The sequence below is a fragment of the Streptomyces sp. NPDC051183 genome (assembly GCF_040682455.1).
In the GTDB taxonomy this organism is placed as follows: domain Bacteria; phylum Actinomycetota; class Actinomycetes; order Streptomycetales; family Streptomycetaceae; genus Streptomyces.
Genome location: NZ_JBFBBA010000014.1, coordinates 166087 through 184520, shown reverse-complemented (window position 1 = coordinate 184520; position 18434 = coordinate 166087). Strand labels below are relative to the sequence as shown.

16 protein-coding genes, 2 tRNA genes and 1 pseudogene are annotated in these 18434 nt (G+C 72.3%); 2 read left to right on the top strand and 17 right to left on the bottom strand.

The annotated features are described in order from the left end of the window. On the bottom strand, nt 1-852 hold an 852-nt coding region (holA, locus tag AB0M99_RS15435; protein ID WP_365920438.1), incomplete at its 3' end, for a DNA polymerase III subunit delta. Between the two features lie 76 nt (nt 853-928). Between holA and AB0M99_RS15430 the strand changes: the two genes are divergently transcribed. Further along, on the top strand, nt 929-1171 hold the full coding sequence (locus AB0M99_RS15430; RefSeq protein WP_365920436.1) for a hypothetical protein: 243 nt from the start codon (nt 929-931) through the stop codon (nt 1169-1171). Between the two features lie 17 nt (nt 1172-1188). Here the strand turns inward: AB0M99_RS15430 and AB0M99_RS15425 are convergent, their stop codons facing one another. The 14 genes and pseudogenes from AB0M99_RS15425 to AB0M99_RS15360 form a co-directional block, all read right to left on the bottom strand. Then, nucleotides 1189-2049, bottom strand: coding sequence for a YceI family protein (locus AB0M99_RS15425; RefSeq protein WP_365920452.1), 861 nt, complete (start codon nt 2047-2049; stop codon nt 1189-1191). Nucleotides 2050-2206: 157 nt separating this feature from the next. Continuing rightward, nucleotides 2207-4582, bottom strand: a pseudogene (locus tag AB0M99_RS15420) (ComEC/Rec2 family competence protein); the annotation flags it as partial. Further along, on the bottom strand, nt 4579-5700 hold the full coding sequence (locus AB0M99_RS15415; RefSeq protein ID WP_365920434.1) for a ComEA family DNA-binding protein: 1122 nt from the start codon (nt 5698-5700) through the stop codon (nt 4579-4581). The pseudogene AB0M99_RS15420 and the gene AB0M99_RS15415, both read right to left, overlap by 4 nt. A gap of 98 nt (nt 5701-5798) precedes the next feature. Continuing rightward, nucleotides 5799-6644, bottom strand: coding sequence for a DegV family protein (locus AB0M99_RS15410; protein ID WP_365920432.1), 846 nt, complete (start codon nt 6642-6644; stop codon nt 5799-5801). 224 nt (nt 6645-6868) lie between these two features. Then, entirely contained in the window at nt 6869-7594 is a 726-nt protein-coding gene (locus AB0M99_RS15405; protein ID WP_365920430.1) for a hypothetical protein, read from the bottom strand. 153 nt (nt 7595-7747) lie between these two features. Continuing rightward, on the bottom strand, nt 7748-10618 hold the full coding sequence (leuS, locus tag AB0M99_RS15400) for a leucine--tRNA ligase (protein ID WP_365920428.1): 2871 nt from the start codon (nt 10616-10618) through the stop codon (nt 7748-7750). 246 nt (nt 10619-10864) lie between these two features. Beyond that, a tRNA-Ala gene (locus AB0M99_RS15395) sits at nt 10865-10937 on the bottom strand. 132 nt (nt 10938-11069) lie between these two features. Continuing rightward, nucleotides 11070-11303 (bottom strand): hypothetical protein, encoded by a 234-nt coding sequence (locus tag AB0M99_RS15390; RefSeq protein ID WP_365920427.1) that lies wholly within the window; start codon nt 11301-11303, stop codon nt 11070-11072. Between the two features lie 135 nt (nt 11304-11438). Continuing rightward, nucleotides 11439-11511, bottom strand: a tRNA-Ala gene (locus AB0M99_RS15385). 110 nt (nt 11512-11621) lie between these two features. Continuing rightward, nucleotides 11622-12278, bottom strand: coding sequence for a histidine phosphatase family protein (locus AB0M99_RS15380; RefSeq protein ID WP_365920450.1), 657 nt, complete (start codon nt 12276-12278; stop codon nt 11622-11624). Further along, on the bottom strand, nt 12275-12721 hold the full coding sequence (gene rsfS, locus AB0M99_RS15375) for a ribosome silencing factor (RefSeq protein ID WP_365920425.1): 447 nt from the start codon (nt 12719-12721) through the stop codon (nt 12275-12277). The genes AB0M99_RS15380 and rsfS overlap by 4 nt, the downstream gene beginning before the upstream one ends. 120 nt (nt 12722-12841) lie before the next feature. Beyond that, a complete protein-coding gene (locus AB0M99_RS15370; RefSeq protein ID WP_365920423.1) occupies nt 12842-14542 on the bottom strand; it encodes an LCP family protein in 1701 nt (566 codons plus the stop codon). A gap of 24 nt (nt 14543-14566) precedes the next feature. Beyond that, entirely contained in the window at nt 14567-15184 is a 618-nt protein-coding gene (gene nadD / locus AB0M99_RS15365) for a nicotinate-nucleotide adenylyltransferase (protein ID WP_365920421.1), read from the bottom strand. Between the two features lie 66 nt (nt 15185-15250). Further along, a complete protein-coding gene (locus AB0M99_RS15360) occupies nt 15251-15415 on the bottom strand; it encodes a hypothetical protein (protein ID WP_365920419.1) in 165 nt (54 codons plus the stop codon). Nucleotides 15416-15555: 140 nt separating this feature from the next. Between AB0M99_RS15360 and AB0M99_RS15355 the strand changes: the two genes are divergently transcribed. Then, complete coding sequence (locus tag AB0M99_RS15355) at nt 15556-16662, top strand: M48 family metallopeptidase (RefSeq protein WP_365920417.1); 1107 nt, start codon at nt 15556-15558, stop codon at nt 16660-16662. On the opposite strand, the gene AB0M99_RS15350 is transcribed toward AB0M99_RS15355, so the two are convergent. Both AB0M99_RS15350 and AB0M99_RS15345 read right to left on the bottom strand, forming a co-directional pair. Next, nucleotides 16646-17788, bottom strand: a complete 1143-nt coding sequence (locus AB0M99_RS15350; RefSeq protein ID WP_365920415.1) for a hypothetical protein — start codon at nt 17786-17788, stop codon at nt 16646-16648. The genes AB0M99_RS15355 and AB0M99_RS15350 overlap by 17 nt on opposite strands. A 70-nt stretch (nt 17789-17858) precedes the next feature. After that, nucleotides 17859-18422, bottom strand: coding sequence for a hypothetical protein (locus AB0M99_RS15345; protein WP_365920413.1), 564 nt, complete (start codon nt 18420-18422; stop codon nt 17859-17861). Between the last annotated feature and the right edge of the window lie 12 nt (nt 18423-18434).

Genomic DNA, 18434 nt, shown 5'->3' with positions numbered 1-18434 from the left:
CCAGCCGCGCATCTGCTGGCGGACCCGGTCGATCTTCCACGGCGGCATGCCCAGGTCCCGGGCGAGGTCGCCGGGGCGGGCCCCGCGCGGGGCGGACGCCAGCTTGCCGATCGCCCGCACCGCCTGGGCCAGGGCGCTGGTGATCAGGACCGGCGCCACCCCGGTGGACAGCGACCAGCGCAGGGCCTCCAGGGCCTCGGCCGCGCGGCCCTCCACCGCCCGGTCGGCGACCGTGAAGCTGGAGGCCTCGGCCCGGCCCGTGTAGTAGCGGCCCACCACGGCCTCGTCGATGGTGCCCTCGACGTCCGCACACAGCTGCGCGGCCGCGCTCGCCAGCTCCCGCAGGTCGCTGCCGATCGCGTCCACCAGCGTCTGGCAGGCCTCCGGCGTCGCCGACCGGCCCAGCGTGCGGAACTCGCCCCGGACGAACGCCAGCCGGTCCGCCGGCTTCGTCATCTTCGGGCAGGCGACCTCGCGGGCACCCGCCTTCCGCGCCGCGTCCAGCAGGCCCTTGCCCTTCACACCGCCGGCGTGGAGGAGGACGAGGCTGATCTCCTCGAACGGCGCCGCGATGTACGCCTTGACCTCCTTCACCGTGTCCGCAGACAGGTCCTGCGCATTGCGCACGACCAGGACCTTGCGCTCCGAGAAGAGCGAGGGGCTCGTCAGCTCGGCCAGCGTGCCGGGCTGGAGCTGCTCGGAGGCGAGGTCGCGCAGGTCCGTATCGGGATCGGCGGCGCGGGCTGCCGCCACCACTTCCCGTACGGCACGGTCGAGCAGCAGGTCCTCCTGCCCCACCGCGAGGGTGAGCGGAGCGAGCGGATCGTCGGTGGAATTCTTCCTGGTGGCCATCGGCTCCAGCATCCCACGCCGCACTGACAGTCCCCCGCGCCCCGGCCCCCTCCGCGCGATACCCGAGAATGGTCGGGTGAACGTGCGACATGTACTGGTGCTGCCCGACCGCGACGCCGCCGAGGAGGTGGCGCAGGAGGCCGTGGACCGCTTCGGCCTCCCGGAGGAGCCGCAGTTGGTCCGCGACGCCCTGGCCGGCGAGGACGACGCCGAGGACGCCCAGTGGCTGGTCGTCGTCGAGGACCCCAAGGACCGGCTCGACACGGCCGCGCTGGACGACCTCGCCGCCGAGTACGACGGCTGGCTCGAAGCGCCGTAGGCTCGGCCCGGCGCGCCTCAGGCCTTGTGGACGATCTGGATGTCCAGCGCCACTTCCACGCTCGAACCGATGGCCGCGACGCCGTGCGCCAGCATCGACTGCCAGTTCAGGGTGAAGTCCTCGCGGTGCAGCTCGGCGGTCGCCCGACAGGCCGCCCGGGGTTCCCCCTCCAGGCCCGTGCCGAGACCCAGGTACTGCGTGTCCAGGGTGACCGAGCGGCTGACTCCGTGCAGGGTGAGGGCTCCCGCGACGGCCCACAGGCTGCCGCTGCGGTGGATGAAGCGCTCGCTGTAGAACTCCACCGTCGGGTAGCGGGCCGCGTCCAGGAAGTCCCCGGAGCGCAGGTGGTCGTCCCGCATCCGCAGACCGGTGTCGATGCTCGCCGCGTCGATGATCACGTGCATGGAGGAGTCCTCCATGCGCTCGGCTATCCGCACCGCGCCCGCGAAGGTGTTGAACCGGCCGTTGATCCGCGCGAAGCCGATGTGCCGGGCCGCGAACCCGATCGACGAATGCGCCGGGTCGATCTCCCAGTGGCCGGGCTGCGGCAGCAGCGGCGGCTCCACCGCGTCGAGGATGATCTCCGCGGTTCCGGGCTGCGCCGGGTCCCCGACGAGCGTCGCCCCGAGGAACGGCGCGTACCCCTCGGCGGTGACGGTCAGCCGGTACTCCCCCTCCGGCACGGCCGCCGTGAATCCGCCGAACGGATCGGTCTCCCCGCTGACGATCCGTCGGCCGATCGGGTCGGTCACCTCGAACTTGGCCTGCCGCACCGGCTGGTGGACCGTGTCGAGAACCCGGCAGCTGAGCAGGCGGGCCGCATGAGGAAGCGTCAGCGTCGCGGATGTGTGTGGACTGGAGCTCCCCGCCGTCTCCATCCCCCGCCTGCGACCGAACATGGTTGATGCACCCCCGTGCTGTGTGGACTTGGACCGCTCTGGCGAAAACGCATTCGATCATGCTGTCGGGTTGTGGGCAAACAGAGCCGTCACGTCCGGAATGCCCGCGCCGCGTCCGCTGCCGGACGGCCGGGAACGCCCGCATCCGCGAGCCGTTTCCCGCGACGGCGATCGAGCCGTCGGTATCGGTGCGCAACACGGTCGCCCCGAGGGCCCGCAGCCGTGAGAGCGTACCCGGTGCCGGGTGCCCGTAGCGGTTTCCCGATCCGACGGGGACGATCGCGAGGCGCGGCCGGACCCGCTCCAGCAGGCCGGGGTCCTGATGCGCCGAACCGTGGTGGGCGACCTTGAGGAGGTCCACCGGGCCCAGTTCCGGATGGTCCCTCAGCAGGCCCTGCTGAGCAGGTGGTTCGAGGTCTCCCAGCAGGAGAAGGGTCAGGCCCGAGGATCGGACCAGCAGGGCCACGCTCGCGTTGTTGGCCCCCTCGGACGGCGGGCCCGCAGGTGGCGGCCACAGCACCTGCCACTCCAGCGGCCCGGCCCGGCGCCGCTCCCCCGCCACCGCGGGTACGAGGGCCACCCCGGCGGCCGCGGCGGTCCGCCGGACGAACTCGGCCTGCCCCGGCGGCTCTTCCAGGCCGGTGGCCTGCATCACACCCACCGACCGGCCCCGCAGCACTCCCGACAGACCACCCACGTGGTCGGCATGAAAATGTGTCAGCAGTAACAGTGGGATTCGGGTCACACCCAGAGCGCGCAGGCACGCGTCGACCGGTCCTGGTTCCGGGCCGGCGTCCACGACCACGGCCGCGCCCGGCCCGGCTGCGAGTACGGCGGCGTCGCCCTGGCCCACCGCGCACTGCACGTAGCTCCAGTCGGGCGGCGGCCAGCCCCTGACCGTACGGGTGAGCAGTGGCGGCCTCAGTACCGCGAGGAGCAGTAGCACGGCGAGGGCGGAGCACAGCCACCGTCGGCGGCCGTATCGGCGGGCGAGGCCCACCGCGGCCAGGGTGGCGGCGCCCAGCAGCAACCCGCCGCCCACCCCGCCGGGCCAGGCCAGCTCGGCCCCGGGCAGCTGCGCCCCGGCCCGGGCCACGGCGGCGATCCAACCGGCGGGCACCCCCGCGCACCAGGCCAGCAGCTCCGCCGCCGGCATCCACAGCGGGGCCGCCGCCAACGCGGCGAAGCCGAGCACCGTCGCGGGACCCGCCGCCAGCTCCGCCAGCAGGTTGCACGGCACCGCCACCAGGCTCACCCGGGCCGACAGCACCGCGACCACCGGCGCGCACACCGCCTGGGCGGCCGCGGCGGCCCCCAGTGCTTCGGCGAGCCGGGGCCGCATCCCGCGCCGCCGCAGGGCCTCGCTCCACACCGGGCCGATGGTGAGCAGGGCTCCGGTGGCCAGGACGGAGAGCAGGAACCCGTAGCTGCGGGCCAGCCAGGGGTCGTGGAGCACCAGCAGCAGGACGGCGGCCGCCAGCGCCGGCACCAGGGATCTGCGCCGCCCGGTGGCGATGGCGAGCAGAGTGACCGCCCCGCAGGCCGCGGCCCGCAGCACGCTCGGCTCGGGCCGGCACACCACCACGAAGGCCAGCGTCAGGGCCGCCCCGCACACTGCCGTCGCCCGCAACGAGAGTCCGAGACGGGGTGCCAGCCCGCGCCGCTCGGCGAGCTGTGCGCCGGCCGGGGGCCCGATGAGCAGGAACAGCACCACGGTCAGGTTGGATCCGGAGACGGCCAGCAGGTGCAGCAGATCGGTGGCCCGGAAGGCCTCGTGCAGATCGGGCTCCACCCGGGAGGTGTCCCCGACGACCAGCCCGGGCAGCAGGGCCCTGGCATCCGGCGCCAGCCCGTCGGTGGCCTCGCGCAGCCCGGCCCGCAGCCGCCCGGCCAGGCGCTGCGCGGCGTCCGGGCCCCCGGTCACCCGCGGCGGGGTGTCGCCGGCCGGGCGGAGCAGCGCCACGGCCCGCTCACCGCCCCGCGCCGGGGCCAGCCGGCCGACCACCGACACCCGGGTCGAGGGCAGCAGCCGGGCCCACCCCGGGTGCCCCGCGAGCACCCGCACCGGGGTCTCGACCCGGGTCCGCGCACCGTCGGGGGCGGTCACCCGGGTCACCACCGCGTCCAGCACCACGGCGGGCGGGCCGCTCCCGCCCGGCGCGACCCGCGGGTCGGAGCCGACGGTGAGCTCCACGAGCACCCGGGCATGCCCCCGGGCCAGCTCCGGCACCGGCCCGGCCCGCGCCTCGGCCCGCTGGAGGCCCGCCACTCCGGCCCCGGCGGCCGCGCACAGCAGGGCGGCGGCCACCGCCGTACCGACGCCGAGCAGCGGCTCCGGGCGCCGCCGCCCGGCCAGTACCAGCAGCCCGGCGCAGACCACGCCCAGCCCCGCCCCGACGGCGGTGGCGCCGCCGGGCGCATCGAGGGCGAGGGCGGCCGCCGCCCAGGCGGCCAGGGCCGGCGCCACCAGGCGCAGGTCCGCGGGGTGCGGCGTACCCTCGGCCCGGGTCACGGCCGTACCAGCTTGCGCAGATCGGCGAACCGTCGCTCACCGATGCCGTTGACCTGCCGGAGCTCGTCCACGGAGCGGAACCCGCCACGGGCAGTGCGGAAGTCCACGATGTGCTGCGCGAGCACCGGGCCGACCCCCGGCAGGCGGTCCAACTGCTCGGCCGTGGCCGTGCCCAGGCTCAGCGGCCCGGAACCCGGCCCTCCCGCACCGCCCACCGCACCACCCGCCACGCCGGCCGCCGACCCGCCCGCGGGCGGCGCCGGAGCGCCGACCAGCACCTGCTCCCCGTCCACCAGGACCCGAGCCAGGTTGAGGCCGGTCGTGTCCGTGCCCGGGCGCACTCCTCCGGCCGCACTCAGCGCGTCCTCCACCCGCGAACCGGCGGGCAGCCGCCGCACCCCCGGCTCCCGCACCTTGCCGCCGACGTCCACCACGATCCGGACGCCACCGGCAGCCGCCGCGGATGCCGGTGCCGGGGCAGCCGCCGGCACCGAGGCCGCGACCTGCGCCGGGACGACCACCGCCGGCGCGGTCACCGGCTGTGGGCGGGCCGACCAGTACTGCTGCGCGGCGCAGCCCACCGCGACGACCAGCACCACGGAGACGGCGGCCACCGTGCGCGGCTCCACCCCGCAGCGCGCCTGCAACCACACCGGCAGCCGCTCCCGAACCGCCAGCCGCCGCGCGGCCCCACCGGTCAAGGCCCGCTCGTCGACCGCCGGCTCCTCCCCCGGACCCGAAGGCAGCATCGGAGCGGGAGGCGGCAGCGCCGCGGAAGACCACGGCGGCGCGTAAGACGGTGGCGGATCCGACGACGGCGGCGGAGCCGAAGACGACAGCGAAGCCGAAGACGACGGCGGATCCAAGGACGATGGCGGATCCGAAGACAGCGGCGGATCCGAAGACAACACCGGATCCGCAGACGGCGGCGAGGGCCACGGCGGACCGCTGCCGCCGAGCATCGCCTCCGCCCGCCGGCGCACCGCCGCCTGCTCGGAAGGATCCCGCCGGTGACCGCGCTCGCCACGGCGGTGCCGCAGACGGCTGTCGGAGAGTCGGGGACGGCCGGGGCCACTGGTGGCGCCGGAGGGCTGCGAAGCGCGCGTTCGAAGAGTCATGCCACGACGGTAGGGCCGAACCCGCACCCCCGTTCGGAACCCTCAATTCCGGTGGATATCCGCCCCGTTGTGGATATCCCCGCCACTCGTTCCGGTGATCAGCGGGGCGAAACGACCGCCGCCAGCAGCCCCGGCCCGGTGTGCGCGCCGATCACCGCGCCGACCTCGCTGACATGCATCTCGACCAGTCCGGGGATCCGCTCCCGCAGCCGCTGTGCGAGCTTCTCGGCTCGCTCCGGAGCCGCCAGGTGGTGCACGGCCACATCGACGGCGCCGGACCCGGCACGCTCGACGGCCAGCTCCTCCAGGCGTGCGATGGCCTTGGAGGCGGTCCGCACCTTCTCCAGCATCTCGATCCGTCCTCCCTCCAGGGTCAGCAGCGGCTTGACCGCCAGCGCCGACCCGAGGAGGGCCTGCGCGGCCCCGATGCGGCCGCCGCGCCGCAGGTACTCAAGAGTGTCGACGTAGAAGTACGCGGACATGCCCGCCGCCCGCTTCTCCGCGGCGGCCACGGCCTCGTCCACGGAGCCGTCGGCCTCGGACACCTCGGCCGCGGCCAGGGCGCAGAAGCCGAGGGCCATCGCGACCATGCCGGTGTCGACGACGCGGACGGGAATCGGGGCGGTCTTCGCGGCCAGCACGGCGGCGTCGTAGGTACCGGAGAACTCGGCGGACAGGTGCAGGCTGACGACACCGGTCGCGCCCGCGTCGGCGGCCGCCCGGTAGGCCCGTACGAACTCCTCCGGGCTCGGGCGGGAGGTGGTGACCGAACGGCGCTTCTGCAGGGCCAGGGCAAGGCTTCGGGCCGAGATCTCGGTGCCCTCTTCGAGGGCCTCGTCACCGAGCACCACGGTCAGCGGGACGGAGGTGATTCCGTGCCGCGTCATGGCCGGTTGGGGCAGGTAGGCCGTGGAATCGGTGACGATCGCGACATGGCGGGACATGAGCCGGAGGGTACCGCCAGTGGGGGTGGTCCGGCAGCTCGGGACCCTTGTCGGCCCCCGGTCGGACCCTCACCGGCCCCGTCGGACCTCAGCCGCCACTCGGCCGGGCCCCACCGTACGCCCACGAACCCCTCAGGCCGTGGCCCTCACCCACGAACCCCTCAGGCCGCCGTCACCCACGGACCCTCAGGCCGTGGCCCTCAGGTCACGGCAGGTCGCGGTCCTCAGGTCGTCGTCTCCGGACGGGCCGTCTTCTGCCACGGATACGGCGCGGCCGGGGGCGCCTGGTGCAGCGCCGCCGGCTCCGCGGGCTGCTGCTGCGGTGCTCCGCGGCCGGGCCCGGCGGGGGGCGTCGCGCCCCAGTCACCGCCCGAGGCAGCCGCCGAGAGGTCGTCCACCGATGCACGGGACCAGTCCCGCAGCGCGCCCGACTCGACCTCGATCTGATCCGACAGCGCCGACAGGTCGTCCTGCGCGAAGCGCCGGGCCCGGTCGCGCGCGGCCCAGCGCAGCGAGTCCGCCGCCTGCGTGATCTTCTCGGTGCGTTCCCGCAGGTCCGCCAGGCTCTCGGCGATCCGCTTGCGGTCCGGCTCCTGCTCCAGCCGCTTGAGCTCGTCGTCCAGCTCGCGTCCGTGCACGCTCAACCGCTCGAACAGCCCGATCGACTCCTTCAGCGAGGCGTCCGTCCGGACCCCGTCCTGCAGCGCCTGCTGCGTGGCCCGCATCGAGGTCCGCAGGTCCAGCCGCAGCTGCGCCAGCGCCGCCGTGACCCCGACCTGGCCGAAGCTCTTGGCCTTCAGGGTGGTGTCCTCCACGGTGCGGCGGGCCTGCGTGATCGTCCGGTCCACGCCGCGCTTCGCCGCCCCCACCACCTTGACGGTCGCGTACACGCCCAGGCCCAGGAAGGTGAAAAGCACCATCAGCGCGAAGATGATCAACGCGGCCTCCATGAGTGTCCCTTCCCCAGTCCCCAGCGAGCCATTGTCCGTCCCCTCCACCGTAAACGCCACGGGCAGGCCGGGGGTTCCAAACGAACCCCCAACCTGCCCGTACGGGATGTCCCCTACAACGTCCACACCTCACGTTGCAGACGTCAGACGACGTCAGACGACGATGTTCACCAGCTTCGGCGCGCGCACGATCACCTTGCGGATCTCCGCACCGCCCAGCGCCGCCACGACCGCCTCGTCGCCCAGCGCCAGCTTCTCCAGGTCGCCGTCGGAGATCGTCGGCGGCACCTCCAGCCGCGCCTTGACCTTGCCCTTGATCTGAACGACGCAGGTCACGCTCTCGTCCACGACGTACGCCGGGTCCGCGACCGGGAAGTCCTGGTGGACGACCGACTCGCGGTGCCCCAGCCGGCTCCACAGCTCCTCCGCGATGTGCGGGGCCAGCGGCGCGATCAGCAGCACCAGCCGCTCCGCCACGGACCGCTCCAGCGGCCGGCCCGCCTTCGTCAGGGCGTTGTTCAGCTCGGTGATCTTCGCGATGGCCGTGTTGAACCGCAGCCCCGCCAGGTCCCCGCCCGCCCCGTCGATCGCCTTGTGCAGCGCGCGCAGCGTGTCCTCGGCGGGCTCGGCGTCGACGACCGTCACCGCGCCCGTCTCCTCGTCCACGATGTTGCGCCACAGGCGCTGCAGCAGCCGGTACTGGCCCACCACGGCCCGGGTGTCCCACGGACGCGAGACGTCCAGCGGGCCCATCGCCATCTCGTACAGGCGCAGCGTGTCGGCGCCGTACTCCTCGCAGATCTCGTCGGGCGTGACGGCGTTCTTCAGGGACTTGCCCATCTTGCCCAGCTCGCGCTTGACCGGCTCGCCCTCGAAGAAGAACTTGCCGTCGCGCTCCTCGACCTCGGTGGCCGTGACCGGGAAGCCGCGCTCGTCGCGGTAGACGTAGGCCTGGATCATGCCCTGGTTGAACAGCTTGTGGAACGGCTCGACCGAGGAGACGTGGCCCAGGTCGAACAGCACCTTCGACCAGAAGCGCGCGTACAGCAGGTGCAGCACGGCGTGCTCGGCGCCGCCCACGTACAGGTCGACGCCGCCGTGCGGCTGGCCCTCGCGCGGGCCCATCCAGTACTGCTCGATCTCCGGGTCGACCAGGGCCGACCCGTTGTTCGGGTCCAGGTAGCGCAGCTCGTACCAGCAGGAGCCGGCCCAGTTCGGCATGGTGTTGGTCTCGCGGCGGTACGGGCGCACCCCGCGCCCGTCGCCCAGGTCCAGCTCCACGTTGACCCAGTCGGCCTTGCGCGACAGCGGGGTCTCCGGCTGCGACAGCGCGTCGTCCGGCTCGAAGGTGCGCGGCGAGTAGTCCTCGACCTCCGGCAGCTCCAGCGGCAGCATCGACTCGGGCAGCGAGTGCGCGACGCCGTCCTCGTCGTAGACGATCGGGAAGGGCTCGCCCCAGTACCGCTGGCGGCTGAACAGCCAGTCGCGCAGACGGAAGTTGACGGTGCCCTCGCCGATGCCGCGCTCGGACAGCCAGTCGGTGATCGCGGCCTTGGCCTCGACGACGCCCAGGCCGTCCAGGGGGATGCCCTCGCCCGCCGAGTTGACCAGCGCGGCGTCGTAGGAGACGAACGCCTCGTCCCACTCGGCGGGGTCGGTCCCGCGGCCGTCGGTCGGCTGCACGACGCAGCGCATCGGCAGCTCGAAGGCGCGCGCGAACTCGAAGTCACGGCTGTCGTGCGCCGGGACGGCCATGATCGCGCCGGTGCCGTAGCCCATCAGCACGTAGTCGGCGATGAAGACGGGGACCTTGTCGCCGCTGACCGGGTTGATCGCGTACTCGCCGGTGAAGACACCGGTCTTGTCCTTGGCCTCGGCCTGCCGCTCGACGTCGGACTTCGAGGCGGCCTGCTTGCGGTAGGCCGCGACGGCCTCCGACGGGGTGGCGTGCCCGCCGGTCCACACGTCGTGGGTGCCCTCGGGCCAGGCGGCCGGGATGAACTTCTCGACCAGCGGGTGTTCGGGCGCCAGCACCATGTAGGTGGCGCCGAACAGGGTGTCGGGTCGGGTGGTGAAGACGGTGATCGCCTCGTCGCCCAGGGCGAAGTCGACGCGCGCGCCCTCGCTGCGGCCGATCCAGTTGCGCTGCTGCAGCTTGATGGCCTCGGGCCAGTCCAGCGCGTCCAGGTCGTCGATCAGCCGGTCGGCGTATGCGGTGATCCGCATGTTCCACTGGCTCAGCCGGGACTTGAAGACGGGGAAGTTGCCGCGCTCGGAGCGGCCGTCGGCGGTGACCTCCTCGTTGGCCAGGACGGTGCCCAGGCCCGGGCACCAGTTCACGGGCGCGTCGGAGGCGTACGCCAGCCGGTACTCGTTCAGTACGTCGGCCCGCTCGCCCGCGGTCAGCCCCGCCCAGGGAGCGCCCCCGGGCACCTCGCGGGAGCCGTCCTCGAAGGCGGCGATCAGCTCGGCGATCGGCCGGGCCTTCTTGGCGTCCGCGTCGTACCAGGAGTTGTAGATCTGCAGGAAGATCCACTGGGTCCACTTGTAGTAGTCCGGGTCGATGGTCGCGAAGGACCGGCGCTTGTCGTGGCCCAGGCCCAGCCGGCGCAGCTGGACCTTCATGTTCTCGATGTTCGCCTCGGTCGACACGCGCGGGTGCGTTCCGGTCTGCACGGCGTACTGCTCGGCCGGCAGGCCGAAGGCGTCGAAGCCCAGGGTGTGCAGGACGTTGTGGCCGGTCATCCGCTGGTGGCGGGCGAAGACGTCGGTGGCGATGTACCCGAGCGGGTGGCCGACGTGCAGGCCCGCACCGGAGGGGTACGGGAACATGTCCATGATGAACTTCTTGGGCCGTGCGACCACCGCGGGGTCGCCGGCCAGGTCACCGGACGGGTTCGGGGCCTCGTACGTGCCCTGCTCGTCCCATACGTCCTGCCAGCGTGCCTCGATGTCGGCGGCCATGGCAGCCGTGTAACGGTGCGCCTCGGCCGCCTCGGGGGCCGGGGTGTTCGTCTCGCTCATGATTTCTGAAGCTCCATCGATCGTCTCTGCCGTCTCTGCCTGCCCAAACGAAAAAACCCCTCGCACAGGAGGGGACGCCGCGCCGATGCCGACCGTCTCGTGGGTCGGTACTGATCAGCGCGGCTCGGTAAGCAGAAGGCGTACGGCACGCATGGCGTCAGGGTACCGCAGCACCCGTGACGCCCGCTCGGACGACCGCACAACGAGAAGCGGGCCACCCGATCCGGGTGGCCCGCTTCTTCACTGTGGAGCTAAGGAGAATTGAACTCCTGACCTCCTGCATGCCATGCAGGCGCTCTACCAACTGAGCTATAGCCCCTTGTCTTGCCCGCCGCCTCGGCTCTCCGTTTCCGGTTCCCCTTGGCGACGTCCCAAACATTACACGGTCATGGCCCTGGTCCAAAAATCGGTTTCCGTGGACCGCGGACCATGTCCGTTTTGGCACAGATCGTCAGGCGCGCGCGAACTGGTAGAAGCGCTTGAGCGTGCAGTGCTCGTCGAGCAGGCGCCCGTAGATCGGCTCACCCTCCAGCTCGCGGTACGTCTCGATCGGGTCGCCTTTTATGATCAGCGCCCGCGCGCATTCCTCGCACCAGTACTGGTAGTCGGAGTTGATCGGGTCCATGTCCCGCACGATCGGCGTGCCGTTGTTGCACCAGTCGCACCGCCGCCGGTGTGCACCCATCCGTCAGCGACTCCCTCCCGCGTCGGGCCGTCGTGTCCCCCTCCGGCCGTCCGATTCTGCCATGCCGGTGCGCGCCTGGTCAGCAAGGGACAAAAGCAAGGATCCCGCCCCCTGTTGGGGACGGGATCCTGATTGTGGAGCTAAGGAGAATTGAACTCCTGACCTCCTGCATGCCATGCAGGCGCTCTACCAACTGAGCTATAGCCCCGCTCTCCGCTGCGCTCCCCCCGTTTCCGGTGTTCTGCGCTGCGAACAAGAAGAACTCTAGCCTGTGACCAGCCGGAAAGTGAAATCCGGGTGGGAGGCGGGCGGAAGCGCTCAGTCGTCGTCGCCGAGAACCGGCTCCGGCAGCGTGCCGGCGTTGTGCTCCATCAGCCGCCAGCCGCGCGCGCCCTCGCCGAGGACGGACCAGCAGCAGTTGGAGAGCCCGCCGAGGCTCTCCCAGTGGTGCGCGTCCAGCCCCAGCAGACGGCCGATGGTCGTACGGATGGCGCCGCCGTGGCTGACCACGACCAGCGTGCCGGCCTCCGACAGCCGGTCCGCGTGCTCCAGGACCACGGGTGCGGCCCGGTCGGCGACCTCGGTCTCCAGCTCACCGCCGCCGCGGCGGACCGGCTCGCCGCGCTTCCACGCCGCGTACTGCTCGCCGTACTTCTCGACGATCTCGTCGTGCGTGAGGCCCTGCCACTCGCCCGCGTACGTCTCGCGCAGCGCGGCGCTGCGCGTCACGGGCAGGCCCGTGACGGCGGCCAGCTCGTCGGCCGTGGCGGAGGCCCGCTTCAGGTCGGAGGCGATGATGGCGTCGGGCTTCAGCGAGGCGAGCAGCCGGGCGGCGCGGCGCGCCTGCGCCACACCGGTCTGGGTCAGCTCGATGTCCGTGGAGCCCTGGAAGCGGCGCTCCAGGTTCCACGAGGTCTGGCCGTGCCGCCAGAGGACGATCTTCCGGCCGGTCTTCCCCCTGGTGGGCGTGCTCAGAACAGATCACCGTCCAGGTCGTCGTCGCCCGCCGCCTCACGCAGCTTGGCGTGCTCCTCGGCCTTGCCCTTGGTGAGCTTGGCGTCCTCGGGCAGGTCGATCTCGGGGCAGTCCTTCCACAGGCGCTCCAGCGCGTAAAAGACCCGCTCCTCGCTGTGCTGCACGTGGACGACGATGTCGATGTAGTCGAGCAGGATCCAGCGGGCGTCGCGGTCGCCCTCGCGGCGCACCGGCTTGGCGCCGAGCTCCTTGAGGAGGCGCTCCTCGATCTCGTCCACGATCGACTTGACCTGGCGGTCGTTGGGCGCCGAGGCGAGCAGGAAGGCGTCGGTGATCGACAGCACGTCGCTGACGTCGTACGCGATGATGTCGTGCGCGAGCCGGTCGGCCGCGGCCTGGGCGGCGGCGGTGATGAGCTCGATGGAGCGGTCCGTGGCGGTCACTGGCCATGCTTTCGGGTTGGCGGGCAGATCCATACAAGGGTCTCATGTACCGCCGTCACCGCCCGCGCGGAACGTCCCGCGCGGGCGTATCCCCACCTCGGAGCCCTGACCGGGCAAGGCTCAGGACGTCTTGTAGTCCTTGCCCAGGATCACCACGATGTCCGCGTTGACCGTGTTCTCGCCCTTCTTCACGACGGTCTCGGGCAGCCCCAGCGTCTTGGCGACCTCGATCGCCCGGTCCCGCTGCGCGTCGTCCTGGTACGTGATCTGCGACGCGGGAGCGGTCTTGTCCGCCTTGCCGCCGTCGACGAGCGAGTAGCCGCCGTTGAGCAGCGCCGCCTTCGCCGCCGTCTGGTTCTTGTCGTCGCCGCTGGCGTCCTTGAGGCCGACCCGCGGGGCGGCGCCGGCCTGGGCCGCCGTGAAGGAGCCGCCGAGCACCTCCTTGACGACCGTCTTGTTGGCGTCGTCGGTCAGACCGCCGTCGGGCTTCACCGCGAGCACGTCGGTGCGGTACGAGCCCACCTTGGCGTGTTCGCCGAGCTTGGCCAGCATGGCGCCGAGGGTCTGCGCGTTCAGCGCCGGGTCCAGGATCTGGCCGATGCTCTCGACCGTCATCGTCGCCGACTTGGCGTCCCCGGGGACCTTGCGCAGTACGGCGTACAGGACCTTGCCCAGCCGGTCCAGCTGCTTGGCCTCGGGTTCGCCCTGGCCGCGGTGGGTGGCGTACGCGACCGCCATCGCGCCGCTGAGGCTCTGCTTCTGGCCCTGGGCCACGGCCGGGGCCTTGGCCGCGTCGTCCGCGGGCACGGCGGTGTCGGTGTCGACCTCGATGCCGCCGACCAGCTCGACGAGGTTCTCCAGGAAGGGGGTGTCCAGGCGCCAGGTGCCGCCGATGTGCGTGCCGAGCACTGTGTCGAGGGATTCGCGCACACCGAGGCCGCCCTCCTCGACCGCCTTGCCGAGGGCGGAGGCGCTGCCGTCCTCCTTGGGGACGTTGAGGGTGTTGGGCACGAGGACGGTGGCGCCCTTCTTGGTGGTGACGTTGTCGACGAGCAGCGCCGTGGAGGTGCCGCCCTTCTTGGTGTTGTGCACGTGCACGACGATCATGTCGCGCTTCTGCGGCCCGGTGGCGGCCGCGGCGTCCTTCGCCTTTCCGGGGCCCTCCAGGAAGGGCAGCTTGCCCGCGTACCAGAGGTAGCCGAGGCCGCCCACCACGAAGAGGGCGAGCGCGACGATCAGGGCCACCACGCGCTTGCGGCCGCGCCGGCGGGCCTCCTCGCGGCGCTCGGTGCGGCTCTCGGTGAAGGCGAGCCAGTCGATGACGTCCTCGGAGTCCTCGTCCGGCTGGTCGATGAAGTCGAACTGCTCGGTGCGGTACCCGGCGGACTGCTGCCCGGGGGCGGCGTCGGACCGGCGGGGCTCCGGGACCTGCGGGGCGGGCCGGCGGAACTCGGGCTCCGGGGCCGGTGCGGGCTCGGCCGCGGGGGGCCGGGCCGGGGCCTCGGGGGCGGCCTGCTGCGGGATCCACTGCTGCGTGGCCTGAGTGTCGTAGCCGTACGCCGGGGCCTGGGCGTAGTCCTGCTGCGGCTGCTGCGGCGGGTAGTACTGCTGCTGGGGCTGCTGGTCGTACGGCTGGTAGCCGTACCCGCCGTACGACTGCTGCTGCCCGTAGCCCTGCTGCTCGTACTGCTGGGCAGGGGTGGGCGACGGCTGCGCGGGCACCTGGCCGTACACCGGCCGCCCGTACTCGTCGTAGCCGATGAGCTGCTGCTCGTGGGCGTGCGGATCGTACCGGTCGTACTGATCCTGTCGGTCGTTCACCGCGGGGCCCCTCTCTCCGGAAGCTCAGGCTCCCCGGTACAGCTCACGCTTGTCGATGTAGCGCACCACGCCGTCCGGAACCAAGTACCAGACAGGATCCCCCTTGGCGACCCGGGCGCGGCAGTCCGTGGATGAGATCGCCAGTGCGGGCACCTCGACCAGGGAGACGCCGCCCTCCGGCAGACCGTCGTCGGTGAGGGCGTGGCCCGGCCGGGTGACGCCGATGAAATGGGCCAGCGAGAAGAGCTCCTCGGCGTTTCGCCAGGTCAGGATCTGTGCGAGGGCGTCGGCGCCGGTGATGAAGAACAGGTCGGCGTCGTCGTTGAGGGCGCTGAGGTCGCGCAGGGTGTCGATCGTGTACGTCGGCCCGCCGCGGTCGATGTCGATGCGGCTCACCGAGAACTGCGGGTTCGAGGCGGTCGCGATGACCGTCATGAGGTAGCGGTCCTCGGCGGACGACACGGCCCGCTGCGACTTCTGCCACGGCTCACCGGTCGGTACGAACATCACCTCGTCGAGGTGGAACAGCGCAGCCACTTCGCTGGCGGCCACCAGGTGGCCGTGGTGGATCGGGTCGAACGTCCCGCCCATCACGCCGAGCCGGCGCTTGACCGGGCCGGTAGGCACTTCCTGCTCTTCCATGAGCGCAGAGCCTACTGGCCCGGCGGACCGGTCCGGACCCGCATTCGAGCGCGTACGCGAGGTGATCTAGCGGTCGCGGTTCAGGCGCGTGGTGACCCACAGCAGCAGCATCAGGATGACGAACGCGGCGCCGCCGGTCAGGTAGGGGTTGAGGCTGTCGTGGTTGCCGCCGTGCTCGGCCCCCTCCGAGGCGAGGACGACCAGGCTGTTGGCGGTGGTGGCGAGGCTCATCAGGCAGGTACCTATCGAGTCGGGGAGCGGGCGGAGATTTCGCTCACATCGTATGCGGGGGCCTGGGGCACGCTCACGTCGACTCAGGCGTTGGAGAGGATAGACGCACAGGCTGGAAGTCAGATCGAGGGGGAGGCGCTATGACGGACACGGGATTCGAGAAGGCACCGGCACGGGACCGCAGGAGGTTCCCCGGGATCTCCTCGCGGGCGTACGAGCACCCCGCGGACCGCTCGGCGCTGGTGGCGCTGCGCAAGCTGAGCGGGTTCGACACGGTGTTCAAGGCCCTGAGCGGGCTCCTTCCGGAGCGGAGCCTGCGGCTGCTGTTCCTGTCGGACTCCGTGCGGGTGGGCGAGACGCAGTTCCCGCACCTGTACGCGATGCTGCGCGACGCCTGTTACATCCTGGACCTGGAGAAGGTCCCGCAGATGTATGTGCAGCAGGACCCGAAGCCGAACGCGATGTGCATCGGGCTGGACGAGCCGATCATCGTGGTGACGACGGGCCTCGTCGAGCTGCTCGACGAGGAGGAGATGCGGGCGGTCGTGGGCCACGAGGTGGGCCACGCACTGTCGGGGCACGCCGTGTACCGCACGATCCTGCTGTTCCTGACGAACCTCGCTCTGAAGGTGGCGTGGATCCCGCTGGGCAATGTGGCGATCATGGCGATCGTGACCGCGCTGCGGGAGTGGTTCCGCAAGTCGGAGCTCTCGGCGGACCGGGCCGGTCTGCTGGTGGGGCAGGACGTGAACGCCTCGATGCGCGGGCTGATGAAGATCGCGGGCGGCAACCACCTCCACGAGATGAACATCGACGCCTTCCTCGCCCAGGCCGAGGAGTACGAGGAGAGCGGCGACCTGCGCGATTCCGTGCTGAAGATCCTCAATGTGCTGCCCCGCACGCACCCCTTCACGACGGTACGGGCGGCCGAGCTGAAGAAGTGGTCGCAGACCCGGGACCACCAGCGGATCATGGACGGCCACTACCCGCGGCGGGACGAGGACAAGGACACCTCGGTGACCGACTCCTTCCGGCAGTCGGCCGCGCACTACGCCGACTCGGTGCGCACCAGCAAGGACCCGCTGATGAAGCTGGTCGGCGACATCGCCGGCGGCGCGGGCGACCTGGGCGGCAAGCTCCGGGACAAGTTCACCGGAGCCGGAGCCGGAGCGGGTGGAGCGAGCGACGCGGGCAGCGACGCGCAGGGCAAGGGCCAGGACGGCGGCGGGTCTACGGAACGGGGCTGACGCTCTGCGCCGGTGCGGGCGTCGCCGCCAGTACGCCGCACAGCCCGGCCGTCTTGCGCGGATGGCCGCTGGCGTACGGGTCGCTCGCAGCCGGGCCGACCGTGGTCGGCCCGGCCCCGGCCATCAGCGGGCGGAAGCCCGCGGCGGGGTCGGCGGAGCAGTCCTGCGGGCCGGCCATCACATAGGCCGAGGCCAGCTCGGCGCGCCGGGCGGTGAGGTCCTCGCGGTCGAAGCGCAGCCGCAGCTCGCGGCGGACGGTGAAGAGCGAGGCGCCGTCGGCCGCGGTCGGCGGCCCGGTGGCCGGGCGCACGGCGTAGACGAAGGTGTGGTCGGTGGTCACCTCCAGCACCTCCGGGCTCACCTCCTCGACTGCGAGGGTGCCGCTCACCCGGACCCGGGAGTCGGCCACGACGGCCGCGCCCGCGTCGAAGCGCACCAGCCAGCCGGTGGCGGCGTGCCGGCCGTCGCCCGTGGGCGAGAGCATGCTGCGGTCGAACTGCGCCAGCTGGTCGGGGTCGAGCAGGACCCGCACCGGCCGGGAGGCGGCGGAGGACAGCACGTCCGGGTCCAGCGAGGACTGCACCAGGTAGTCCTTGGCCACGGTCAGGGCGACGAGTACCTGGCTCTCGGTGAAGTGATGGGTGCGGCGCACCCCGGGCAGGGTGATCCCGGCCGCCCCGACGCGGTACTGCGCGGCCGGGCTCTGGGCGTACAGGTCGGCCGGGCGGCCGCCCGGGACGGTCACGCTGGGCGCCAGCGGGACGACGGTGCTGCTGAGCGGCTCGGCGCGGCCGCCGACGGGTGGCACGTACGGGTTGCGCAGGCCCATGTAGACGGCGGCGGCGAAGGCCGAAGCGATGAGCAGCACGAGCAGCATGCCCTGCCGGGCTCCGCGGCCGGGGCTGCCGGTGCGGGAGCCCGCGTAGCCGCCGGACCAGATGGAGCGGCTGCGTACGGCACGGGTGTGCCCGTCGAGGCGTTCCTCGGCGGAGTACTCCTGGATGCGGGCAGCCCTGACGAAGTCGTCGTCGAACACCACCGACCGGTACTCGTCCGCCCGGAACTCGTCGTCGCCCCCGCCGATGCCTTCGGGGGTGCCGTTGGGTGGATCTCCTGGCATGGCCATCGCTTCTCCCCGCTGTCCCCGCTTCAGAGAAGCCCCCGGCTCCGGCGAAAAAGGGAGTGGGGTCGTACCTTCAGGGTTGGCGGCCGACGGGCTGCGTAAACGCCTTGGCGCCGGTGACTTCGCCCATCGGAGTGCTGGCGGGTAGTGGGGCCGGGCCGGCGGGGTCGGCGTCGGCGGCGGCGCTTCGGTAGACGGCGCTGAAGGCGAGGGCCACCATGCCCAGGCCCATCACGAAGGCGAGCACCCAGGCGACGGGGCGCAGCCATGGTGAGCGGCCGCGGTAGGGGCGCAGGCTGCCGCCGTAGGCCCCGTACGGGCCTTCCGCGTAGCCGTAGCCGTGGCCGTGCTCCCAGCCGGATTCGTCGAGCCCGTATCCGTCGGGATGGCCGTAGGCGTAGTCCTCGTCGCCCTGCCAGCCGCCGGCGACGGCGCGGGCGGCTTCGGCCTCCGCGCGGGCCCGGTCGGCTGCCCGTTGGCGCTCCGCGGCGCTCGGTTCGTGGATCTCGGCGTTCCGGACGAAGTCCTCGTCGAACACCACGGAGGCGAAGTCCTTGTCCGCGCCTCCGCGGTCGTCTGCATCGTCTTCGGGGGTCCCGTCGTCCGGGAACGGCTTGCCCCCCACGTCGTCCGGCACAGCACCAGCGTA

Excerpts from the sequence above, each read along its gene's own strand:
- AB0M99_RS15425 (WP_365920452.1), bottom strand. The coding sequence starts at position 2,049 with ATGGAGACGGCGGGGAGCTCCAGTCCACACACATCCGCGACGCTGACG.
- AB0M99_RS15415 (WP_365920434.1), bottom strand. The coding sequence starts at position 5,700 with ATGACTCTTCGAACGCGCGCTTCGCAGCCCTCCGGCGCCACCAGTGGC.
- AB0M99_RS15410 (WP_365920432.1), bottom strand. The coding sequence starts at position 6,644 with ATGTCCCGCCATGTCGCGATCGTCACCGATTCCACGGCCTACCTGCCC.
- AB0M99_RS15405 (WP_365920430.1), bottom strand. The coding sequence starts at position 7,594 with ATGGAGGCCGCGTTGATCATCTTCGCGCTGATGGTGCTTTTCACCTTC.
- leuS (WP_365920428.1), bottom strand. The coding sequence starts at position 10,618 with ATGAGCGAGACGAACACCCCGGCCCCCGAGGCGGCCGAGGCGCACCGT.
- AB0M99_RS15390 (WP_365920427.1), bottom strand. The coding sequence starts at position 11,303 with ATGGGTGCACACCGGCGGCGGTGCGACTGGTGCAACAACGGCACGCCG.
- nadD (WP_365920421.1), bottom strand. The coding sequence starts at position 15,184 with ATGGAAGAGCAGGAAGTGCCTACCGGCCCGGTCAAGCGCCGGCTCGGC.
- AB0M99_RS15360 (WP_365920419.1), bottom strand. The coding sequence starts at position 15,415 with ATGAGCCTCGCCACCACCGCCAACAGCCTGGTCGTCCTCGCCTCGGAG.
- AB0M99_RS15355 (WP_365920417.1), top strand. The coding sequence starts at position 15,556 with ATGACGGACACGGGATTCGAGAAGGCACCGGCACGGGACCGCAGGAGG.
- AB0M99_RS15350 (WP_365920415.1), bottom strand. The coding sequence starts at position 17,788 with ATGGCCATGCCAGGAGATCCACCCAACGGCACCCCCGAAGGCATCGGC.